The organism is Nocardia callitridis (assembly GCF_039543305.1).
Lineage (GTDB): Bacteria > Actinomycetota > Actinomycetes > Mycobacteriales > Mycobacteriaceae > Nocardia > Nocardia callitridis.
This window is the reverse complement of sequence record NZ_BAABJM010000006.1, coordinates 184315-203747: the sequence shown is the minus strand read 5'-3', so window position 1 is coordinate 203747 and position 19433 is coordinate 184315. Positions and strand designations below refer to the sequence as shown.

Genomic DNA, 19433 nt, shown 5'->3' with positions numbered 1-19433 from the left:
CCGTGCCAGCCTATGCCCTGCCAGGGACCGAAGTCGGACCGGTACGCGCCCGGATATTCGGCATCGGCGCCGTCCTCCTCACGCTGGCGATACTCCTCGCATGGCGCGTCATCCCGGATTCCACACCGGCCGACCAGATCCGCGTCGCTCTCGTCACCGACCACGTGGGCGAGGGTATCGGGGTCGGCACCGATGTCCGACTCGACGGCGTCGAAGTCGGTTCGATCAGCGGCGTCGACCTCGAAGGCCAAGGGCGCCAACGCATCGACCTCACGCTGTCGCGTTCCCAGCTTTTCGGCCTGACGAGCGCCCTGACCGTCGACTACGTGCCGGGAAATCTGTTCGGCATCTCCGCGCTGCAACTGAACTACGGCGACGGCGGGACGACGCTCGCCGATGGCGCGATGGTCGACCTGAGCGGACCCGACGCCGACCGCGTCCGCGACGCCACCCTCGCGCGACTGCTCCGATCGACCGGTCAGCTCACCGACAACGTGCTGACTCCGACGCTCGCCGAGCTACTGAAGACAATGTCACGTGACATCAAGGCGTTCACCCCGCTGCTCCAAGCGATCGGCACCACGACCCGCGCCTTCACCGAAACCCAACAGCTCCCCCCGTCCTACCTACTCACCCAATGGGGTTCGGCGTTGACGGGGGTCTCGTCGATGCTCGACGGCGCACTCGACCTGCTGCACGCGGACCTCACGAACAAGCAACTCGAGTCCGAGGAGAATCTCACGCGCTTCGTCGAGATGTTCGACAGCGTGCGGTACCAACTACTGCCGGTCCTCACCCAGACACTCACCACATCCCGACAGCATTTCGCCGGATTCATCCCCATCGCCAGCACGATTCTCGACCAACTGGCCGGGTCGGTGCGCACGCCCGCACGATCGGGAGAACAACTGACCGAACTCCTGACGCGACTCGACGCGGCATTTCACGACTCCCCTTCGGGTCCGGTGCTCGACACGCGCGTCGAATTGGGTTTCGTCCCCGGCCTAGCGGCGCCGCTGTCGGCCAGCATCGCGCCACCCCCGACGGGAGGGCGTTGATGTCGACTCGCTCATTACTGCTGCGCATCGCCGCCGCGATCGTCGTGATGGCGCTGGCGCTCGTCGGGATCTTCCGCTTGATCGAGCGACCGGTCAGCGGATCGACCGACACCTACACGGCGATGTTCACCGACGCGAACGGACTGCGCCTCGGCGACGACGTGCGTCTGTTCGGCGTTCAGGTCGGCAAGGTGCGCGAGGTCGAATTGGACGGCGCGCTCGCACGGGTGCGTTTCACGGTATCCCGCGACCACCCGCTGTTCGCGAACAGCAAAGTCGCCGTGCGCTATCAGAACCTCACCGGCTTCCGCTACCTCGATCTCGAGCAGCCCGATCAACCGAGCGAAAGAAGAGACCCGGCAACGGTTTTCGGCGTCGATGAAACCGTTCCCGCGTTCGACATCACCACCTTGTTCAATGGACTACAACCGGTCCTCGCGCAAATGTCGGCCGACGACATCAATCGATTCGCCGACAGCATGCTCGCGGTGATCCAGGGTGACGGTTCGGCTACCGGCCCCGCGCTCACCGCCATCGATACGCTGAGCCGCTACGCCTCCGATCGCCAACAGGTCCTTTCGACACTCATCGGCAATTTCGCGCAGATCACCGAGCACCTGTCCGGAAAATCGGGCGACGCGATGCGGCTGATGTCCAATCTGACCGAACTGTTCGTCAGCATCACCGCCGAACTCCCCGGCCTCGTGCAATTCGCGCTGGAAATCCCACCGGTGCTCCGACCACTGCGTGACATGTTGAACGTCCTCGGTGTCACGGGCGAGAAGAACCGAGACCTCGACGCCCTCCTGCACCGAGTGCTGCCCGACCCCCGCCAGGCCACCGCGGTCCTCGGACGACTCCCGAGCCTGATCCAGACGATGGCCTCGACGGTTCCCCCGACCGGACCGGACGCGGCGATGACGTGCGCGCACGGCTTGGCGATCGCGCCGCAACCGCTGGAGATGTTGATCGCCGGACAAAGGATCACGCTATGCAACCGGTAACCAAATGGCGGCGAATCCGTCTGCGCCACATTCATTTCCGCCTGCGCGGGCTTGTCACGAGCACGAGTGAACACGGCAGGGATCTGCGCTGGGGTGTGCTGGGGACCTGCGTGGCATTGGTGGTGATCGCCGCGATCGCCCTGCTGAACGTGGTTGGCACCACGCGGGAAAATACCTATACCGCGGAGATGCCGGAGGCCGGTGCGGTACGCGTCGGCGACGACGTCCGGGTCGCGGGAATCCCCGTGGGCAAGGTGAAATCCCTGACATTGCTCGATGATCGGGTGCGCGTGCGATTCACCGTCGCCGACGATGTCTCGGTCGGCGACGCGAGCACACTCGCCGTGCGAATGCTGACCATCGTCGGCGGGTACTACCTTGCCCTACAACCGGCGGGCACCGAACCACTCGGCGCCACGGTCATTCCGCCGCAACGAGTTATCCTGCCCTACAACCTGACTCAGGCCTTTCAGGATGCCATCACACCCGTCGCGCACACCGACGGCAACGTCGTCGAGCAGGACCTCGCCGCGCTGACCACCGCGCTCGACCGAAGTCCCGACGCCCTGCGCAACGCGGTGCATGCCGTCGGCGATCTGACCGACATCATGGACAAGCAGAACGCGGACATCTCCAAAACCCTCTCGCTCGCCGACGAATATCTCACCGCGCTGAAAACCAATGCGCGAGTGGTCGGGCAACTGCTCACCAGTCTCGGCACGATGGAAACCATCGTCGCCAACAACCGGGATCAGATCAGCGAGGCACTGCACGGCTTGGCCGAGGTACTCCACGAACTCACCCCGCTGGGGCGGGCATGGGACGAGGGGTTGCACGAGCGGGCTCAGCCGCTCGCCGACGCCATCCCCGAACTCCGAAAACTCGGCGACCGGATGGGCACCCTCCTCGACTCGCTGCACACCCTCGAACAGCGCCTCCTTCCCCTCGTACCACCGGACGGTGGGGTGAACGTCGACCAGTCGGCGGCAACGATTTCCGGTGTGTGCGTACCGATCCCGGGCGGAGGGTGTTGATGCTCAGCAAGATTCTCGCCGCACGCGGGCTGATGTCGGCCGCGGTCGTCCTCGTCGTTGTGCTGGCGGCGGGCATCGGATTGACGGTGAGCAAGTCCGCCCCTGCCACCCGCGGCTACTGCGCCGAACTGCCCGACAGCGTCGGGCTGTACACCGACAGCGCGGTCACCATCATGGGCGTGCAGGTCGGCAAGATCACCGCGATCGACCCCCGGGGCCCCACCACCCGGGTCCGCTTCACCGTCCGCGCCGACCGCACGCTGCCGCAGGATGTCGGCGCCGTCACCGTGAGCAACACGCTGATCACGGACCGGAACCTGGCGCTCATCGGCGCGCAACCACGGGGGCAGGGCTGGGACCCCGACCGATGTATCACCAAAACCCTGACGCCCAAGAGCCTTTCGCAGACCTTCGATGCTCTCGCCACCCTCGCCGATCAACTCGGCACCGCCGACGACCCCACCCGACCGCACGCACTCGACACCCTCGATCGAGCAACGGCCGGGACCGGCGACGAAATCAACGCCGTGATCCAACAATTGAGCAAGGCGCTCGCCTCCCCCGACGCCGCCATCGGCCATATCGGACAGTTGCTCGACGCACTCACCGACCTCGCGCACCGAGCCCGCGTCAACTGGCCGGAGCTCGAGACGACCGTCACCCACCTGACGGAGACGTTCCGCGACATCAACACCCTGGCGTTCCCGCCCGTCGCCGATATCGTGACCGCACTCGTCGAATTTCTGCCGCAGGTCAACGACGTGATCATGATGATAGGTTCCCCCGCACTCCGCGAACTCGATACCATCGCGAACCTCCCCCAACTGCTCGCGGCGGGAGTCGGCACGCTCGCCGACGTCATCCGGATGACACCGGCCATCGCGACCGGTTTCGCCGATGCGGTCGACCCCACCACCGGGCGTTTCACTATCGGTTACGCGGCGCCGAAACTTGCTCTACCACAGCAGAATACGGATGTGTTGTGCGCGGCGTTGCAGTCACTTGCCCGGCAACAGTGTCGGCAGGACGCGAACGGCGCGCCGACCGTCCCCGCCCTTCCCGCACTCCTCGCGGCGGTGAGTCGACGATGAGACGCTTCGCGCCCCTGCGCCGCTTCGGTATCAACGCACTGTGCGCCGCCACCCTGGCACTGGCCTGCGCCGGGTGCGACGTGCAACCCGCCGATATCTCCGTGCCGGGAACCGGGGTGAGCGGACCCACGTATCACCTACGGATCGAATTCGCCGACGTGCTCAATCTTCCCCAGGGCGCGAAGGTGATCGCCAACGGCGTCCGTATCGGCCAACTCACCCACCTCACCCTGGTCGATCCGGTCGCGGCGACGCCCTCCGCGCCCGCACGCAACGGACACGTCGTCGCCGACATCGACATTCGCGAGTCGGTGCGGCTGCCGGTCGGCACCACGGCCGAACTGCGCCAGGAGACTCCGCTCGGTGACGTCCACATCGCACTCACCGAACCGACGACGCCCGCCCCCGGCCGACTCGCACCGGAGGCCACCATCCCACTGACCGACACCACCCAGTCACCACCGATCGAAGACATCCTCGCCCAGCTGTCCACCTTCATCGGCAGCGGCGCCGTGACCGATCTCCAGAGCATCGTGCGCACGACGAACGGGATCTTCCCCGCCGATCCCCGAGACACCGCGCGCATCTCATCGACGCTCGGCTCGGACCTGACCGACCTCGCCGAACACCAGGAGTCGATCCGCGCGGTGGTCAACGGCATCGAGGCCACCGTCGACGACGGGTTGTCGCAGAACACCGCGACGCTCGACCCCCTGCTCACCCCCTACGGCGTGCAGCACACCACCGACGTCATCAAGGCCGAGGTCGGGGTGGTATTCGTGCTCACCTCCCTCGGCCCGGTCGGTCCAGCCGCCAGCTGGCTCGGTCCGGCACTGGGTTCGTTCGACGGTGCGTTGCGAGCGGTGGTGCCCATGCTGTTCGGCAGCCATCCGCTCGACACCGGTTCGCCCTCGAATTTCGCCACGCTGGTCGACCTCATCCAGAACAAGCTCGTCCCCTTCTTCGCACGTGGCCCGAAGATCAATATGGTCGGCATCGACATCGCGCAGCCGACGCCGCCGCCAGCGCAGGACGAGCAGACCGGCCGCATTATCGACACTCTCAGGATGATCGGGGCGGTGCGATGAACCTTCGTGGGGCAGTATCTCTTTCGGCGATTGCCGCGGTACTCGTGCTCGGTGTGGCCTACATGGCGGTCGGTGTATTGCATGTCGATCCGAGGCGCTCGTTCCACACCGCCGAGATGCACATCGCCAATTCCGGTGGCCTCGGCCCGAATTCGCCGGTATTGCTGGAGGGCACACAGGTCGGCAAAACGGAGACGGTGCGCAAGATCGCCGACGGTGTGCTCGTGCGCATCCGCATCGAAGATCGGTACCGGATCCCCGCATCCAGCATTGTGCGTATCGAGCAGCTCTCGGCGCTCGGCGAGCCCTACATCGAGTTCTCCCCCACCACCGATGGTGGGCCATACCTGCGCGACGGCGAAGTCATCGCCACCGACCAGATCCGCACGCCGACAACCATCAGCGCGCTCTCGACCCGCCTCGTCGCACTGCTGGACAAGATCCATCCCGACGCCGTCGCGAATCTGGTCGGCACCGCCGATACCGCCCTCACCGGAACGGATGCGGCGATGCAGACCTTGCGGCGTTCGAGCGACCTACTCGCCGCGACACTGCTGAGCCGCAATGCTTCGCTGCGCCAACTGTTCAGCGACATGCAGGCGATGGGCGCCGACATGGCGTGGCTCGGACCGTCGCTGACCACCGCTGGACCACAATTCGGTGAGTTCGGTACCCGCCTGACCGCGATCGTCGAGTCGGGCTCGGTGCTCTCCGGAAAGCGGCCGGTGCAGGACTATTTCACCGGCGACGGGCTCGTCCCGTTCCTCGGAAACCTGACGAGGTTTCTCGCCGAGATCGGACCCGCCGTCGCGCCGTTGGCACCCGCGTTGCAACCCGTGGTGACCCAATCCGTCGGCAACGCAGCCCCGTTCGATATCAGCGCGCTGATCGATCAGGCGCTGCGAGGGGTGGATCCCGAGGGCACCTTGCACTTCCGGATCAACGTCAAGTAGCACGGCAGGAGGACAGAAGTATGGGCACAACGACAGACGAGAAGCACGCCCCGACCGACACCGAGGACGCGCCGACCCCGGTCCCCGAACGCCGTGTCGCGCGCACCCTGGCGATCCGGTTGTCGACGGTGCTGACCACGGTGACGATCACCGTCCTCGTGATCGTCGCCCTCGTCTTCGGCTGGCTGTATTTCTCGGCGCGCGCCGACCTGGCCGACCGTGACGCGCGCGCGGCCGAGGACAAGCACGCCACCGATATCGCGACGAAGTACGCCGTCGACGCCTCGACCATCGACTTCCACGACGTCAAAGGCTGGGTCGGTCGCCTGAAAGCCGGGACGAGTCCGCAACTCGCGGCGAAATTCGATGCCACCGCACCGCAACTCGAACAGATCCTGCTCCCGCTGCAATGGACCTCGCAGGCCACGCCGCTGTCGGCGGCGGTCATCTCCGAATCCGGCGGCATCTACAAGGTGAATGCCTACCTCAACGTGAACTCGACCAGCGCGCAAACCCCCGACGGCGCGCAAACCACGGTGACCTACTCCCTGACCATCGACCGCAACACCGGGTGGAACATCACCGACGTGGGTGGATTGCAGAATGCGCTACCCACGAAATAGCCGAGGGGACAGCCTGATCCGCTGAATCCCACGCCGAAGCGGCCGGGCCGAGGCAAGCTGTCGACGACGAACCGAGGTGATGTGATGGGCTTGCTGAAGCAAGAGCTGCCGACCATCGACTTCGCGACATGGAGCAAGGGCACCCGTGCGCAGAAGATCGAGCCGATGGCAAGGCATTGGGCCGAGACAGGTTTCGGGACGCCGGTGCTGCTGCACCTGTTCTACGTGCTGAAGATCGCGCTCTACCTGCTCGGCGCATGGCTGATCGTGCTCTCCACCACCGGCATCGACGGCTTTACCGACGTGGCCACCTGGTACGACGAGCCGATCGTGTTTCAGAAGGTCGTGCTCTACACGATGCTGTTCGAAGTCGTCGGGCTCGGCTGTGGCTTCGGCCCATTGAACAATCGGTTCATGCCGCCGCTCGGCTCGATTCTGTACTGGTTGCGGCCCAAAACCATTCGGCTGCCACCGTGGCCGAACCGGGTGCCGTTGACCAGCGGCACCACTCGCACACCTTTCGACGCCGTGCTCTACGCGGCGCTGCTCATCATGCTTGGCCTCGCGTTGGGTACCGACGGCACGGGCCCCGTCGCAGGACTCGACACCACCGTCGGCGTGCTACCGAGGTGGGAAATCTGGGCGATCCTCGCGGTTTTGGCCGTGCTCGGCCTGCGGGACAAGGTGATCTTCCTGGCCGCGCGCGGCGAGGTGTACGCCACGCTCACCGTCACGTTCCTGTTCACCGGCGCCGACATGATCCTGGCCGCGAAGTTCGTGTGCCTGGTGATCTGGGTCGGCGCGGCCACCTCCAAGCTGAACAAGCATTTTCCTTTCGTTATGTCGACCATGATGAGCAACAGCCCGGTCATCCGGCCGAAGTTCATCAAACGCCGGTTCTTCGAACACTTTCCCGACGACCTGCGACCAGGACGACTGTCCCGCGTCTTCGCGCACCTCAGCACCGCGGTCGAGATGCTTGTGCCGTTGGTCTTGTTCTGCACCCACGGCTGGCCGCTGGCGATCGCCGCGTTCGTGATGGTGTGCTTCCACCTCGGCATCCTGTCGTCGATCCCGATGGGTGTGCCGCTGGAATGGAATGTGTTCATGATCTTCGCGATCTTCGCGCTGTTCCTCGGCCATCCCGAGCTGGGGCTTGGCGAGCTACGCAGTCCGCTGCCGGTGATCTTGCTGCTCGTCGTCGCCGCGGTAGTCATCGCGGGCAATCTCTTTCCCCGCAAGATCGCCTTCCTGCCGGGAATGCGCTACTACGCCGGAAACTGGGACACCACGCTGTGGTGCCTCACCCCCGCGGCGTCGGCGAAGATCAGCGAGAACATCGTCGCGATCGCCAGCATGCCCGCCGCGCAACTCGAAAAGTTCTACGGCAACAAAGAAGCCGCGCAGATTCCGCTGTACATGGGGTATGCGTTCCGCGCCTTCAACACCCACGGCCGTGCCCTGTTCACCCTCGCCCATCGCGCGCTGGCCGACCGCGACGAAGCCGACTACACCCTGACCGACGGGGAGCGGATCGCCAGTACCGCCCTCGGCTGGAACTTCGGCGACGGACACATGACCAATGAACAATTGATCGACGCACTCCAACAACGCTGCCACTTCGCACCCGGTGAGGTACGCGTGGTCCTGCTCGACGCGCAGCCGATTCACCGACAGCAGCAGGCTTACCGGCTGATCGACCCCGCCACCGGCGAATTCGAGCGCGGGACCGTGCGGGTCGCCGACATGGTCACCCGACAGCCGTGGGACGACACGCTGCCGGTACGGACCACGTGGTCGGCGACCTGAACGGGCACCGCCACCCGCGGGCCGCTCTCGCACGCCATCGATGTCGACAGGGGAGCGCTGGACCTCGATGAGCCGTTCGTGCCGTCGGTATCGCACGCACGACGAACGGCCGCCGTCACACTTCCAGCTGTGGGTGCAGACGGTCGAGCGTCCACACCCGCTGCCGGTGCACGGCCAGCGCGGTCGCCGACAGGAAGACCACCAAGAATCCGGCGAGTACCACGAGGTCGCGCACGAAATTGGCGGTGAGTCCACCGGAGATCCCCACGCGTAGCCCGTCGACGACATAGGTCATCGGAATGAGCGGATGGATCGCACGAAACGGCGCCGGCGTGGTCTCGATGGGATACAGGCCACCGCAGGCGGTCAACTGAATGATCAACAGCGCCAACGACAATGCCTCACCGATCGCACCGAGCGCGACACGCAGGAAATGATCGATCGCCACGAACGCCGCGGCCGCGAGCACCAGTAGCGCCACGACCGCGACCGGATGCAGCGGGTCGAGACCGAGACCGAACTGGACCACGAGATACAGCAGCAACCCACCCACCGCGGCGATGCCCGCGACAGGTAACCAGCCAGCCACCGCCACCACCCACGCACTCACCCGTCCCGCGAGCGCGCGCGGATTGATCGGTCGAATGAACAGGTATGCCAGCAGCCCCACCACCCACAGGGCGATCGCGAAGAAAAACGGGGCAAGACCACGCCCGTACACACCCGCGGGATTCAGGTTGTCGGTCGTGATCCCCACTGGAGACCCGAGCACATCGGCCGCCCGCGCGGTCTGCTCCGGGCTGGTGTCGGGGATCTTCGCGGTGGCGTCGTCCACGACCTGTGTGAGATCGCCCGCGCCACTGTTGAGTTGGTCGGCACCGGTCCGCAACGTGGTACTACCGGATTGCAGGGCCGCCAACCCCGCGGTGATCTGATTGGTGCCGCCGCCGATCGTGCGCGCGGCGGCGGTCAGCGCCTGCAACGGCGTACCCGCACCGCCGACCGCCTCGGCGATCGCCCCCGATTGACCTTGGAGTTCACCGGCACGGTCGGCCGCCTGTTGCGCGGAGCCCTGCGCGCCCTCGGCGGAGGTCGCCGCCGCCGACGCGGTATCGGTGAGCGCCTGCGTATTGCGCCGCAAGGTGTCCAACAGCGGGTCTCGCGCGAGTTCCGGATGCGCCGCGACCAATTGATCGAGCGCGGTGCTGCCCTGGGTCGCGGTTCTGCTCACCAGCCCGGTGGCATCGCGCACCAGGCTCAGGCCCTGCGCCGCGGCGGCCGTCGCGTTGGACACCGTTCCGGTGACCGCCGGTAGCGCCGAACTGCCCGCGGCGGTGATCGCGGCGAGCGCCTGATCGGCCTGTTCGCTCGCGACGGCCAACTGCTCGACACCGTCGCCGATCGCACCGGTCCCCGCCTGCGCGGCCGAAATCCCCTGCGTCATCGCCGCGCTGCCCTGTTGCGCGAGCACACTGGCGTCCAGCAGCCGGTGCGCGCCGTCCGAGGCGATCTCCAACTGTTGCTTGACCGTCGACAGATTCCCGTAGATCGCGGTGGCATACGCTGCGTGCGCGGCACTGTCGACCTGGCTCTGCAGTTCGGTTTTCGCGGCCTCCGCGACAATGCCGACGACGTAGTTGTTGGCATCGTTGAGGGTGATATCCATCGAGGCGCGCTCCGGGATCGGGTTCTGCGCGCTCGCCAATTTTCGACTGAAGTCGGCGGGAATCGCGATCGTGAAGTAATAGCGGCCGTCGCGCAAACCGTTCATGGCTTCGGACTGATCGACGAAATGCCATTCGAAGGCACCCGAAGCCTTCAGTTGCTGCGTGAATTGCGCTCCGGCGTCGACGACCTGATTACTGGCCACCGTCGACTGATCCTCGTTGACCACGGCGACCGGGATCTGGTCGGTGCGCCCGTAAGGATCCCAGTTCGACCAGAGATACAACGACCCGTACAGCAACGGGATCATCGCCAACGCGACCGGCACCAGTCGACGCAGGGGCGTTCGGAAGCGGCGAAACTCCAGCAGTGCCAGGCGTAGTGACGTCATCGCCTCACTCCTCACCGAACGCGATCTGGTCGCGCTGCGTCGGATGTGGCAGTTCGAACACCGGAATGGACTCGTCCTCGAAACACACGGCGGGAACGAGGGTGCTGCTGGCGAGCACGGTGCAACCGTGCGCGGCGAGGGTACGCAGGCCCCACCAGACATGGTCGGCTTCGCGTGCACCGCAACCACGGTCGGCGTCGTCGAGGAACACCGCCGACGGCCATTCCGCGGCCGCCAGCGCCACCGCGAGCAAACTGCGTTGATGCGCCGGTAGTTCACCGACGAACATGGCCGCGGGTGCGTCGACTCGCAACAGGTCCATCGTCTCGGCGACGGCGTCCCCGTCGGCGCCGCCGATGAGGGCGCGCTCGTCCATCAGTTCCCCGACCCGCAATTCGTCGTCGAGATCGACCGCGGGCGCTGCCCGTGCCACCGAAACCAGCCGACGGACCGCACGTCCCGCGCCGGGAATGCGGTGCCCGCCGACCGAGATCGTGCCCGCCATGATCCGCAGCCGACCGGCCAACGCGAGCAACAACGAGGTACGACCCGATCCGCCTTGGCCGACCACCACGCCGAGCCCGCCCGCGGGCACATCCAGCGACACCGCCGAGAACGCGCATCCGGAACGACCGCACGCGGTAATCCCGCGCGCGATCAACTCGACACCCTCGAACCGTCTCGGAGCCTCGTCGGCGAACGACGCAGAATCCGGATGACCGGATGCCGCGCTATTGCCGGATGCTGCGTTCGGTGCTGGACGCGTCACCCTCGGCGCAATACCACCGCATCGCCTCGGCAAACCCGCGGCGGGGCGCGGGTCGGCGGCTACCGCGAGTCGCCCGACCGCATTTCCGCCAACGCCCACTCCGAGGTAGTCACCAATTCCTGTGCCTCCTCCTTGGTACCCACCATCGGTTGCGAACCCTTCAGCGGCAGCAACGACGATTCCTTCAGGAACCACGCCGCCACCATGCCGATGAGACCGGAAACGATCAGGTAGTAGGCGGGCATCATCAAATTGTGTGTCGCCTCCACCAGGGCCGTGTTGGCCAACGGGGTGGTACCACCGAACACCGACACCGCGATATTGAACGAGATACCCATCGCGCCGTAGCGGATGACGGTCGGAAACAGCGCGGGCAGCGTCGCGGCGCTTGGTCCGGCGAATCCGGCGAGCAGCGCGGCGAGCAGTAGGACACCGAGCAGCGGTAGCACCCAACCGTCTTGCTGGATCAGCAGGAAGCACGGAATGGCGAAGACAACCTGCGCCGCGGCGGCGACCAGGAACACCGGACGACGCCCGTAACGATCGCTCGCGCGGCCGACGAACGTGATCAGCACGACCACCAGCGCCATCGAGCACAGCACCAACAGGTCCGAGGTCGTGGTGGAGCGGTTCAGTGATTCGGTCATGTAGGTCGGGAGATACGCGGTCACCATGTAGTTCGTGACGTTGTAGAGCAGCACGAGCCCAATGCAGATCGTCACCGAACGCCAGTGCTGGGTGAAGATCATCTTCACCTCTTGCCAGCGATTGTTGCCGGTGCCCTGCTCGGCCATCTCACGATCGTGGGAATCCAGTTGCTCCTGGTAGGCCGGGGTGTCCTCCAACTTGAGCCGAATGTAGAGGCCGATGGCGCCGATCGGCCCCGCGATCAAGAACGGCAACCGCCACGCCCAATCCTGCACAGCCTGCTCGCCGAGCGTGGCATTGAGCAGGGTGACCAGACCCGAACCCGCCGCATAGCCGGTGAAGGTGCCGAAATCCAGCCAGCTGCCGAGGAAGCCGCGCCTGCGGTCCGGGGAGTACTCGGCGACGAACGTTGTCGCGCCGCCGTACTCGCCGCCGGTGGAGAAGCCCTGCACCATCCGGCAGATCAGCAACAGGATCGGCGCGAAGATGCCGATGGTGTCGTAGCCGGGGATGAAGCCGATCGCGAAGGTGGAGCCCGCCATCATCAACATGGTGGTGGCCAGCACCTTCTGCCGCCCGATCTTGTCGCCCAGCGGACCGAAGTACAGCCCGCCGAGCGGGCGCACCAGAAACGCCGCGGCGAAGGTGGTGAAGGAAGCCAGCACCTGCACGCCGGCGCCGACATCGGGGAAGAACACCTTCCCGATGACCACGGCGAGATAGCTGTACACACCGAAGTCGAACCACTCCATGCAGTTACCGAGCGACGCGGCGACCACGGCCCGCTTGAGCATCCCGGCGTCGACCACCGTGATGTCCTTCAACGCCAGCGGCTTACCGCGCTTACGCAGCCGCCGCAGCGAATCCACCCGCACGTGGCGCGGCAGCGCCTGCACAATCTCGCGAGCCGACTTGCGACCGTCGCTCTGTGGCATCGCCACGCTCCCCAATCTGTACGAGTCATGCTTTGCCGCTATCAACTGCGCATCGTAAGCGCGCGGCGGCGCTGTCGGAGTCAGGCGCACCCGAGCGCTCGCTGCCAGGATCAGCTCTTCGACGCCGGTGGGGTGCGTTGACCGGGTCGCGAGATTCGCGACGCGACCCGGGCGCGGCGACGCTGTCGGGGTCAGGTAAACCCGAGCGCCATCGCCGGGATCAGGTCTGCGGCGCGGTTGGGCGCGTCCACCGGGTCGCGAGATTCACGACGCAGGACGGGCAGTGCGGCATGGTACTGGTGGGCTGCCAACCCCCGGAGCGCTGGATGCGCGGGCAAAACGCGTTCCGCACGCGGACTTGAGTGTGCCGCTGCGGCATGGTGTGTGCTCTATTCATGCGGTTGATGAACAGAGAGCGCGCGGCAGCAGCCGCCACCACACTCGCCCTGGCGCTCGGCGTCACACTCACCGGCTGCGGTACGGGGCAGAACAACCCGACCCCGGCCGTCGCCACGGCCGATAACGCGGTCACCCACGAGCAAAACGATCGCGTACCCGAGGGCGCGAAGTGGACGCAGCACTATTTCCCGTCCTCGGACGGATCCGAGGTGCAGTTGCACGCCGACGTGCTGCGCCCGGAGGGGCTCGCCGACGACGCGAAGGTTCCGGTCATTCTCTCGGCCGGTGCCTATTTCGGGCACTCGGGACAGCAGGCCGACGAGCACTTCGCGCACACCGGGCCTTCGGATCGTTTCGGCGACCTCGTCAACGACGGCGGCCTGCTCGATCGCGGGTACGCGCTGGTCATGGTGGACGTGCGCGGCTTCGGTGGCTCCACCGGGTGCCTCGACTTCGCCGGTCCCGGTGAACAGGCCGACGTCAAGGCGGCGATCGACTGGGCGGCCGAGCAGCCGTGGTCCACCGGCTCGGTCGGCATGTACGGCAAGTCCTTCGACGCCATTACCGGGCTCGCGGGCAACAATCTCGGCCAAGACGCGCTCAAAGCCGTAGTGGCGCAAGAACCCATCTGGGACCTGCACCGCAACTTCCGGTCCAATGGCGTGCCGCGCACGACCATCGTCGCGGCGTCGGGCACCTACAACCAGATCGCCGACCTGCCGCAACTACCGGACGACGACGAGCACTACCGCGACAACGCCGCGTACGAGAAGAAGCACCCGGAATGCCTGTTACAGAACACCACCGATTACCAGATCGCCGACCCGGACTCCGAGTATTGGCGTGCACGCGATTTCGCCGCGAACGCCAAGGGCACCGACACGCCGATCTTCATCACCCAGGGTTTCCTCGAATGGAACACCGAGGCCGAGGGCGTCCAGGAATTTCTCGACAACCACGAGGGGCCCGAGCGCGGCTGGCTCGGTCAGTGGGATCACCGCCGAGGCAATGAGCGTATGCCGGACGGAAAACTCGCCACGGGCAGGGACGGCTGGTTGCGGGAGACCATGTCGTTCTTCGACCAGTACGTGAAAGGTATAGCGCCGCAAGAGAACTACCCTGCCTTCGCCGTCCAGGACAGCACCGGCGCCTGGCGCGCACAGGACACCTGGCCCGTGGTCGAGCGCAACGCCACCACGCGCCTCGGCGGTGGATCGTATGTGGACGACGGCGCGGCACCGGGGGCGGCCAACACCTTCGTGCACCGGTCCGAGCCGTTCGCCCACGACACCAGGATCACCGGAACGCCACGAATCTCGGTACCCACCGAGGGGCACGGCAACCTCATGGTCACGCTCTACGACGTAGCACCGGACGGTAGCGCCTCGGGTTTCGACCGGCAGGTCTCGACGGTGCGGCCGGGCACGACGAATATCGAGCTGCGATCGACCGACTGGACGATCCAGGCCGGGCACTCCCTTGCCGTCGAATTCGGCACCATCGCACCGGGATACCTGGACAACGATTGGATCGACACGCCCTCGAACGAAACGATCACCGTGCGCGATGCCCAATTGGACCTCGCCACGAACGATCCCGCCCATGACACACCGACTCCCGGCGCACGCGCACCGTGGTTGGACACCTACCTGGCGGTGAACACCAAACCGCTGCCGGGGATCGCGCCGACCTTCACGGTCGAGAACAACCGTTGACGACGAGGTCGGCGCCGAACCCAGCGCGGTCGAACCTAGTGCGCGACCGCCTTTTCGGCGCCGACCCCGGTAAGCGAGCGGACCTCCATCTCCGCCGCCTTGCCGGGATCGTCCTTCGGGCCGACCAGCGTCCCGACGATGCCGAGTACGAAAGCCAGTGGGATGGACACGATTCCGGGGTTGGACAAGGGGAACCAGTCGAAGTCGGCGCCGGGAACCATCGCGGATTTGTTTCCCGAGACAGCGGGCGAGAACACGATCAGGATGATGGTGGAGATCAGCCCGCCGTACATGCTCCACAGCGCACCGGTGGTGTTGAACCGGCGCCAGAACAGCGAGTACAGGATGGTCGGCAGGTTCGCCGCCGCGGCCACCGCGAACGCCAGCGCCACCAGGAACGCGATGTTCTGACCGTTGGCGAGGATACCGAGGCCGATGGCGAGAATGCCGATCACGACAGCGGTAATCCTCGATACGCGAACCTGTTTGGCTTCGTCGACCTTGCCGCGCTTGATCACGCCCGCGTAGATGTCGTGGGCGAAGGAGGTCGCCGCGGTGATGGTGAGTCCGGCGACCACCGCGAGAATGGTGGCGAAGGCGACCGCGGAGATGACACCGAGCAGGACGACGCCGCCGAGCTCGAACGCCAACAGCGGTGCCGCCGAGTTCTGTCCGCCCGCAGCGGCCAGGATGCGGTCGGGGCCGACGATGGCGGCGGCACCGTAACCGAGCACCAGGGTGAACAGATAGAAGGCGCCGATCAGCCCGATCGCCCACACGACCGATCGGCGCGCTTCCTTCGCGGTCGGCACTGTATAGAAGCGCATCAAAACGTGCGGCAGACCCGCAGTCCCGAGCACCAGTGCCACACCGAGAGACACGAAATTCAGTTTGGAGGTGGCATTTTCGCCGTACTGCGCACCCGGCGCGAGCACGTCACGGCCCGCGACCGCCGCACTGGCGGACCCGGACACCTTCTCCTGGGCCGAGCGCAGTACACCGGAGATGTCGAAACCGAATTTCGTGAGCACCATGACGGTCATCACGGCCGCGCCCGCGATCAGCAGGACGGCCTTGATGATCTGCACCCACGTGGTGCCCTTCATGCCACCGACCAGCACGTACACAATCATCAGCACGCCGACGACCGCGATAACGATCGACTGCCCGGTCTTGCTGGAAACATCGAGCAGCAGCGCGACAAGTCCACCGGCACCGGCCATTTGGGCCAGCAGGTAGAACAGCGAGACCGCGAGTGTGGTCAATGCGGCGGCCGTGCGGACCGGGCCTTGCCGCAGCCGGAAGCTGAGCACATCGGCCATAGTGAATTTGCCGGTATTGCGCAGCATTTCGGCGACCAGTAGCAGCGCCACCAACCAGGCGACCAGGAATCCGATGGAGTACAGGAACCCGTCATAGCCGTAGACGGCGATCGCACCCGCGATGCCGAGAAAGCTTGCGGCCGAAAGGTAGTCACCGGCAATGGCGATGCCGTTCTGCGGTCCGGAGAAGCTGCGGCCGCCGGTGAAGAAGTCGGCGGCGGTGCGAGTGTTGCGGCTGGCTCGGATCACCACGACCATGGTGATCGCGACGAACGCGCAGAAGATCGCGATATTCGCGGCCGGATTGCCGACGGTGCTTTCCGCCGCGAGATAGGTGGTGTTCACGCCTGCTCTCCTTCGAGCTGGTCGCGGATGGCTGCCGCGCGTGGATCGAGTTGCTTGCCCGCGAACCGGACGTAGAGGCCGGTGATCAGGAAGGTCGAAACGAATTGCGCCAGGCCGAGCAGCAACCCGACATTGACCTCACCGAATACCTGGGTGGCCATGAAATCGTGGGCGTAGGCGCCGAGCAGCACGTAGACGAGATACCAGATCAGGAACAGTGCTGTCATCGGGAAAATGAAGCGCCGCAAGCGATTGCGCAATTCCTGGAACTCCGGGCTTGCTTGCATGTCCGCGAACTCCGCGGCGGTGGGTATCCGCCTCGGTACTGCGTCGGAAGTGTCGACGTCGGTCATCGGGGCGTCCTAGCTTGTGGCGAGCGTGTGGCGAGTTCTCCTTGTCGGCGACGCTACGGCGGGACAGCGGGTGTGGTGGGCGTCACTCGATGAACACGCGTCCCCGTGCGGTGAGCGGTCGCTCCACCGCGACGAACGGCAGACGCATGATCACCGCCGTGTGCGCGCGAGGCCAGGTCTCGCACTGATCTCGTGAGCGCGCAACACCGCACCAACACGAACACCACAGTCCCGCACCGACTCCAGACGACGCTCACGCATCAGGTCGCGCACCATGGCTCGAATCGGTGCGGCAAGCGTGTCGGTAAGGGAGCCCGGTCGCAATGCCGCACACGAGCCGCACCGACGGTGGGGGGTGCGACGCGGCCCGACCGAGGCCACCAACCATGCGGGCGTCGAGACCACTCAACTGCCGCCTTCGCCTCGACGCGCGAAGTGCGGCTGCCGAGGGCGCGCACACTCACCTGGAACGCAGTGTGCGCTCCCGATCGGCCCCGAGACCGAGCCGTTCGGGCGCGTGCATTCGGACGAAGAGCCGGCCCACCGCACGCGGGTCCATGCCCCTGGTGCGCACACTGACAAGCACCATGGTCGCGAAAGCCAGCGGCACGCTCACCGCTGCCGGATAGCCGAGAACAGCTGCGGGCCAACCACCGCCGATGTCGGACGGTATGCCGCCGGACACCGACACGGCGGTGGCGCCGCCCGCGGTGAGCCCGCCGACAACCAGTCCTGCGGCCGCCCCCGTCGCGGTGAGCCGTCGCCACCAGATACCGAGCACCAGCAGCGGACACAGTGTCGACGCTGCCACCGAGAAAGCCAACGCCACCGTCCGGGAGAGGTCGAGCGAGGTAACCGCGACCGACAGCCCGAGCGGTAGCACTCCCCCGCCCAACGCTGCCAACCGGAAATCGCGAATTCGCCCGCGCAACATGTCGGTACCGAGCACGCCCGCGATGCTCACCAACAGTCCCGACGACGTCGACAGGAATGCCGCCATCGCTCCCGCCGCCACCAGTGCCGCGAGCAATTGCCCAGGCACACTGGACAACACCGCGCCGGGCAGCAGGACCACCGCCGCGTCGGAGGTGCCGGTGATCAACAACTGCGGCACATACAGCCGGGCGAACACGCCCAACAGCACCGGAAACAGATAGAACACACCGACCAACCCGATTACCGCGAGCGCCGCGGTGCGAGCGATGCGGCCGTCGGGATTGGTATAGAACCGCACCAGCACGTGCGGGAGTCCCATTGTGCCGAGGAAAGTTGCGATGATCAGCGAATAGACCTGGTAGAGAGCGTGTTTCTGACCGAACCCGTGGCCGGGCGTAAGCCAGCTCGCGCCGTCGCCCGGCGCCCCCGCCACGACCGGAACGGCGCTGCCAGGCTCGAGCGTAAGCCGGGTGCCCGCCGCGAGTTCGTGGGGCCCGTCGAGTAGTTCGCGTCCGTCGACCGCACGACCGTCGAGCGTTCCGGTGATCGACACCGGTTGTGCCACACCGATCTGCACCACTACGTCAGTGGTGATATCCACGGTGGTGCGCTCGGAGACGGTCGGTGGCGCCTGCTCACCGAGCTGTCGGTCTTCGGCGAGAAAATGGCCGAGCAACACCAGCGCGGGCAGCACGACCGCGGTGAGCTTCAGCCAATACTGGAATGCCTGCACGAGCGTGATCGAACGCATTCCACCGCCGACCACATTCGCGATGACAATGACACCCACCACAACCGCACCGACCCAGTCCGGCACGCCGAGCAGAATGCGCAGGGTCAGCCCGGCACCCTGGAACTGCGGAATCAGATAGACCGCGCAGATCACCACCACGATCAGCGCGGCAAGCCGACGCAAAAGCACGGAGCCGAGCCGGAATTCGGCGAAGTCGGGCACCGTGTACGCCCCCGAGCGCCGCAGCGGCGCGGCGACGAACAGCAGCAGCGCGAGATAGCCCGCCGTGAAGCCGACCGGATACCACAGCGCATCGGCACCGAACTTCGCGATCAACCCGGCAACGCCGAGAAATGATGCGGCGGAAAGATATTCACCTGAGATCGCTGCGGCGTTCCAGCGTGGACCGACGCTGCGGGAAGCGACGAGAAAATCCGAGGTCGTGCGCGCGAGCCGCACTCCGTAGACCCCGATTGCCACAGTGGCGACGGCGGCAACCACCAAAGCGGCCACCGTGACGACGGGAATCGTCGTATTCAACGACGGCCACCGCAGGACGAGC

15 protein-coding genes are annotated in these 19433 nt (G+C 66.0%); 9 read left to right on the top strand and 6 right to left on the bottom strand.

Annotation, left to right across the window (positions count from 1 at the left end; all coding sequences use genetic code 11):
• Positions 1-2 precede the first annotated feature (2 nt).
• The 8 genes from ABEA50_RS25370 (at position 3) to ABEA50_RS25335 (ending at position 8660) form a co-directional block, all read left to right on the top strand.
• Positions 3-1058 carry an MlaD family protein gene (locus ABEA50_RS25370; RefSeq protein ID WP_345498496.1) on the top strand — a complete coding sequence of 352 codons (1056 nt, stop codon included), beginning with the start codon at positions 3-5 and terminating at the stop codon, positions 1056-1058.
• Entirely contained in the window at positions 1058-2062 is a 1005-nt protein-coding gene (locus ABEA50_RS25365; RefSeq protein ID WP_345498495.1) for an MlaD family protein, read from the top strand. The genes ABEA50_RS25370 and ABEA50_RS25365 overlap by 1 nt, the downstream gene beginning before the upstream one ends.
• Positions 2050-3096 carry an MlaD family protein gene (locus ABEA50_RS25360; protein WP_345498494.1) on the top strand — a complete coding sequence of 349 codons (1047 nt, stop codon included), beginning with the start codon at positions 2050-2052 and terminating at the stop codon, positions 3094-3096. Before ABEA50_RS25365 ends, ABEA50_RS25360 begins: the two co-directional genes overlap by 13 nt.
• Positions 3096-4187, top strand: a complete 1092-nt coding sequence (locus tag ABEA50_RS25355) for an MlaD family protein (protein ID WP_345498492.1) — start codon at positions 3096-3098, stop codon at positions 4185-4187. The genes ABEA50_RS25360 and ABEA50_RS25355 overlap by 1 nt, the downstream gene beginning before the upstream one ends.
• A complete protein-coding gene (locus ABEA50_RS25350) occupies positions 4184-5275 on the top strand; it encodes an MlaD family protein (protein WP_345498491.1) in 1092 nt (363 codons plus the stop codon). Before ABEA50_RS25355 ends, ABEA50_RS25350 begins: the two co-directional genes overlap by 4 nt.
• Positions 5272-6228 carry an MlaD family protein gene (locus ABEA50_RS25345; RefSeq protein ID WP_345498490.1) on the top strand — a complete coding sequence of 319 codons (957 nt, stop codon included), beginning with the start codon at positions 5272-5274 and terminating at the stop codon, positions 6226-6228. Before ABEA50_RS25350 ends, ABEA50_RS25345 begins: the two co-directional genes overlap by 4 nt.
• Before the next feature lie 20 nt (positions 6229-6248).
• Entirely contained in the window at positions 6249-6851 is a 603-nt protein-coding gene (locus tag ABEA50_RS25340) for a hypothetical protein (protein ID WP_345498489.1), read from the top strand.
• An 84-nt stretch (positions 6852-6935) separates the two neighbouring features.
• Positions 6936-8660, top strand: a complete 1725-nt coding sequence (locus tag ABEA50_RS25335; RefSeq protein WP_345498488.1) for a DUF3556 domain-containing protein — start codon at positions 6936-6938, stop codon at positions 8658-8660.
• 115 nt (positions 8661-8775) lie between these two features.
• Here the strand turns inward: ABEA50_RS25335 and ABEA50_RS25330 are convergent, their stop codons facing one another.
• Genes ABEA50_RS25330 through proP form a run of 3 tightly spaced genes read right to left on the bottom strand, consistent with a single transcriptional unit; the run spans position 8776 to position 13068 of the window.
• Entirely contained in the window at positions 8776-10716 is a 1941-nt protein-coding gene (locus ABEA50_RS25330; protein ID WP_345498487.1) for a YhgE/Pip domain-containing protein, read from the bottom strand.
• Positions 10717-10720: 4 nt separating this feature from the next.
• Positions 10721-11485, bottom strand: a complete 765-nt coding sequence (locus tag ABEA50_RS25325; protein WP_345498485.1) for an ATP-binding cassette domain-containing protein — start codon at positions 11483-11485, stop codon at positions 10721-10723.
• A 59-nt stretch (positions 11486-11544) separates the two neighbouring features.
• Positions 11545-13068 carry a glycine betaine/L-proline transporter ProP gene (gene proP, locus ABEA50_RS25320; RefSeq protein ID WP_345498483.1) on the bottom strand — a complete coding sequence of 508 codons (1524 nt, stop codon included), beginning with the start codon at positions 13066-13068 and terminating at the stop codon, positions 11545-11547.
• Positions 13069-13472: 404 nt separating this feature from the next.
• Between proP and ABEA50_RS25315 the strand changes: the two genes are divergently transcribed.
• The gene (locus tag ABEA50_RS25315; protein ID WP_345498481.1) at positions 13473-15182 is read left to right on the top strand and encodes a CocE/NonD family hydrolase; all 1710 of its coding nucleotides are present in this window, start codon (positions 13473-13475) and stop codon (positions 15180-15182) included.
• Positions 15183-15217: 35 nt separating this feature from the next.
• Here the strand turns inward: ABEA50_RS25315 and ABEA50_RS25310 are convergent, their stop codons facing one another.
• From ABEA50_RS25310 to ABEA50_RS25300, 3 genes are all read right to left on the bottom strand, one after another.
• Positions 15218-16849, bottom strand: coding sequence for a solute symporter family protein (locus ABEA50_RS25310; RefSeq protein WP_345498480.1), 1632 nt, complete (start codon positions 16847-16849; stop codon positions 15218-15220).
• The gene (locus ABEA50_RS25305; protein WP_345498479.1) at positions 16846-17202 is read right to left on the bottom strand and encodes a DUF485 domain-containing protein; all 357 of its coding nucleotides are present in this window, start codon (positions 17200-17202) and stop codon (positions 16846-16848) included. The genes ABEA50_RS25310 and ABEA50_RS25305 overlap by 4 nt, the downstream gene beginning before the upstream one ends.
• A gap of 460 nt (positions 17203-17662) precedes the next feature.
• Positions 17663-19411, bottom strand: a complete 1749-nt coding sequence (locus tag ABEA50_RS25300) for a sodium/solute symporter (protein WP_345498478.1) — start codon at positions 19409-19411, stop codon at positions 17663-17665.
• Positions 19412-19433 lie beyond the last annotated feature (22 nt).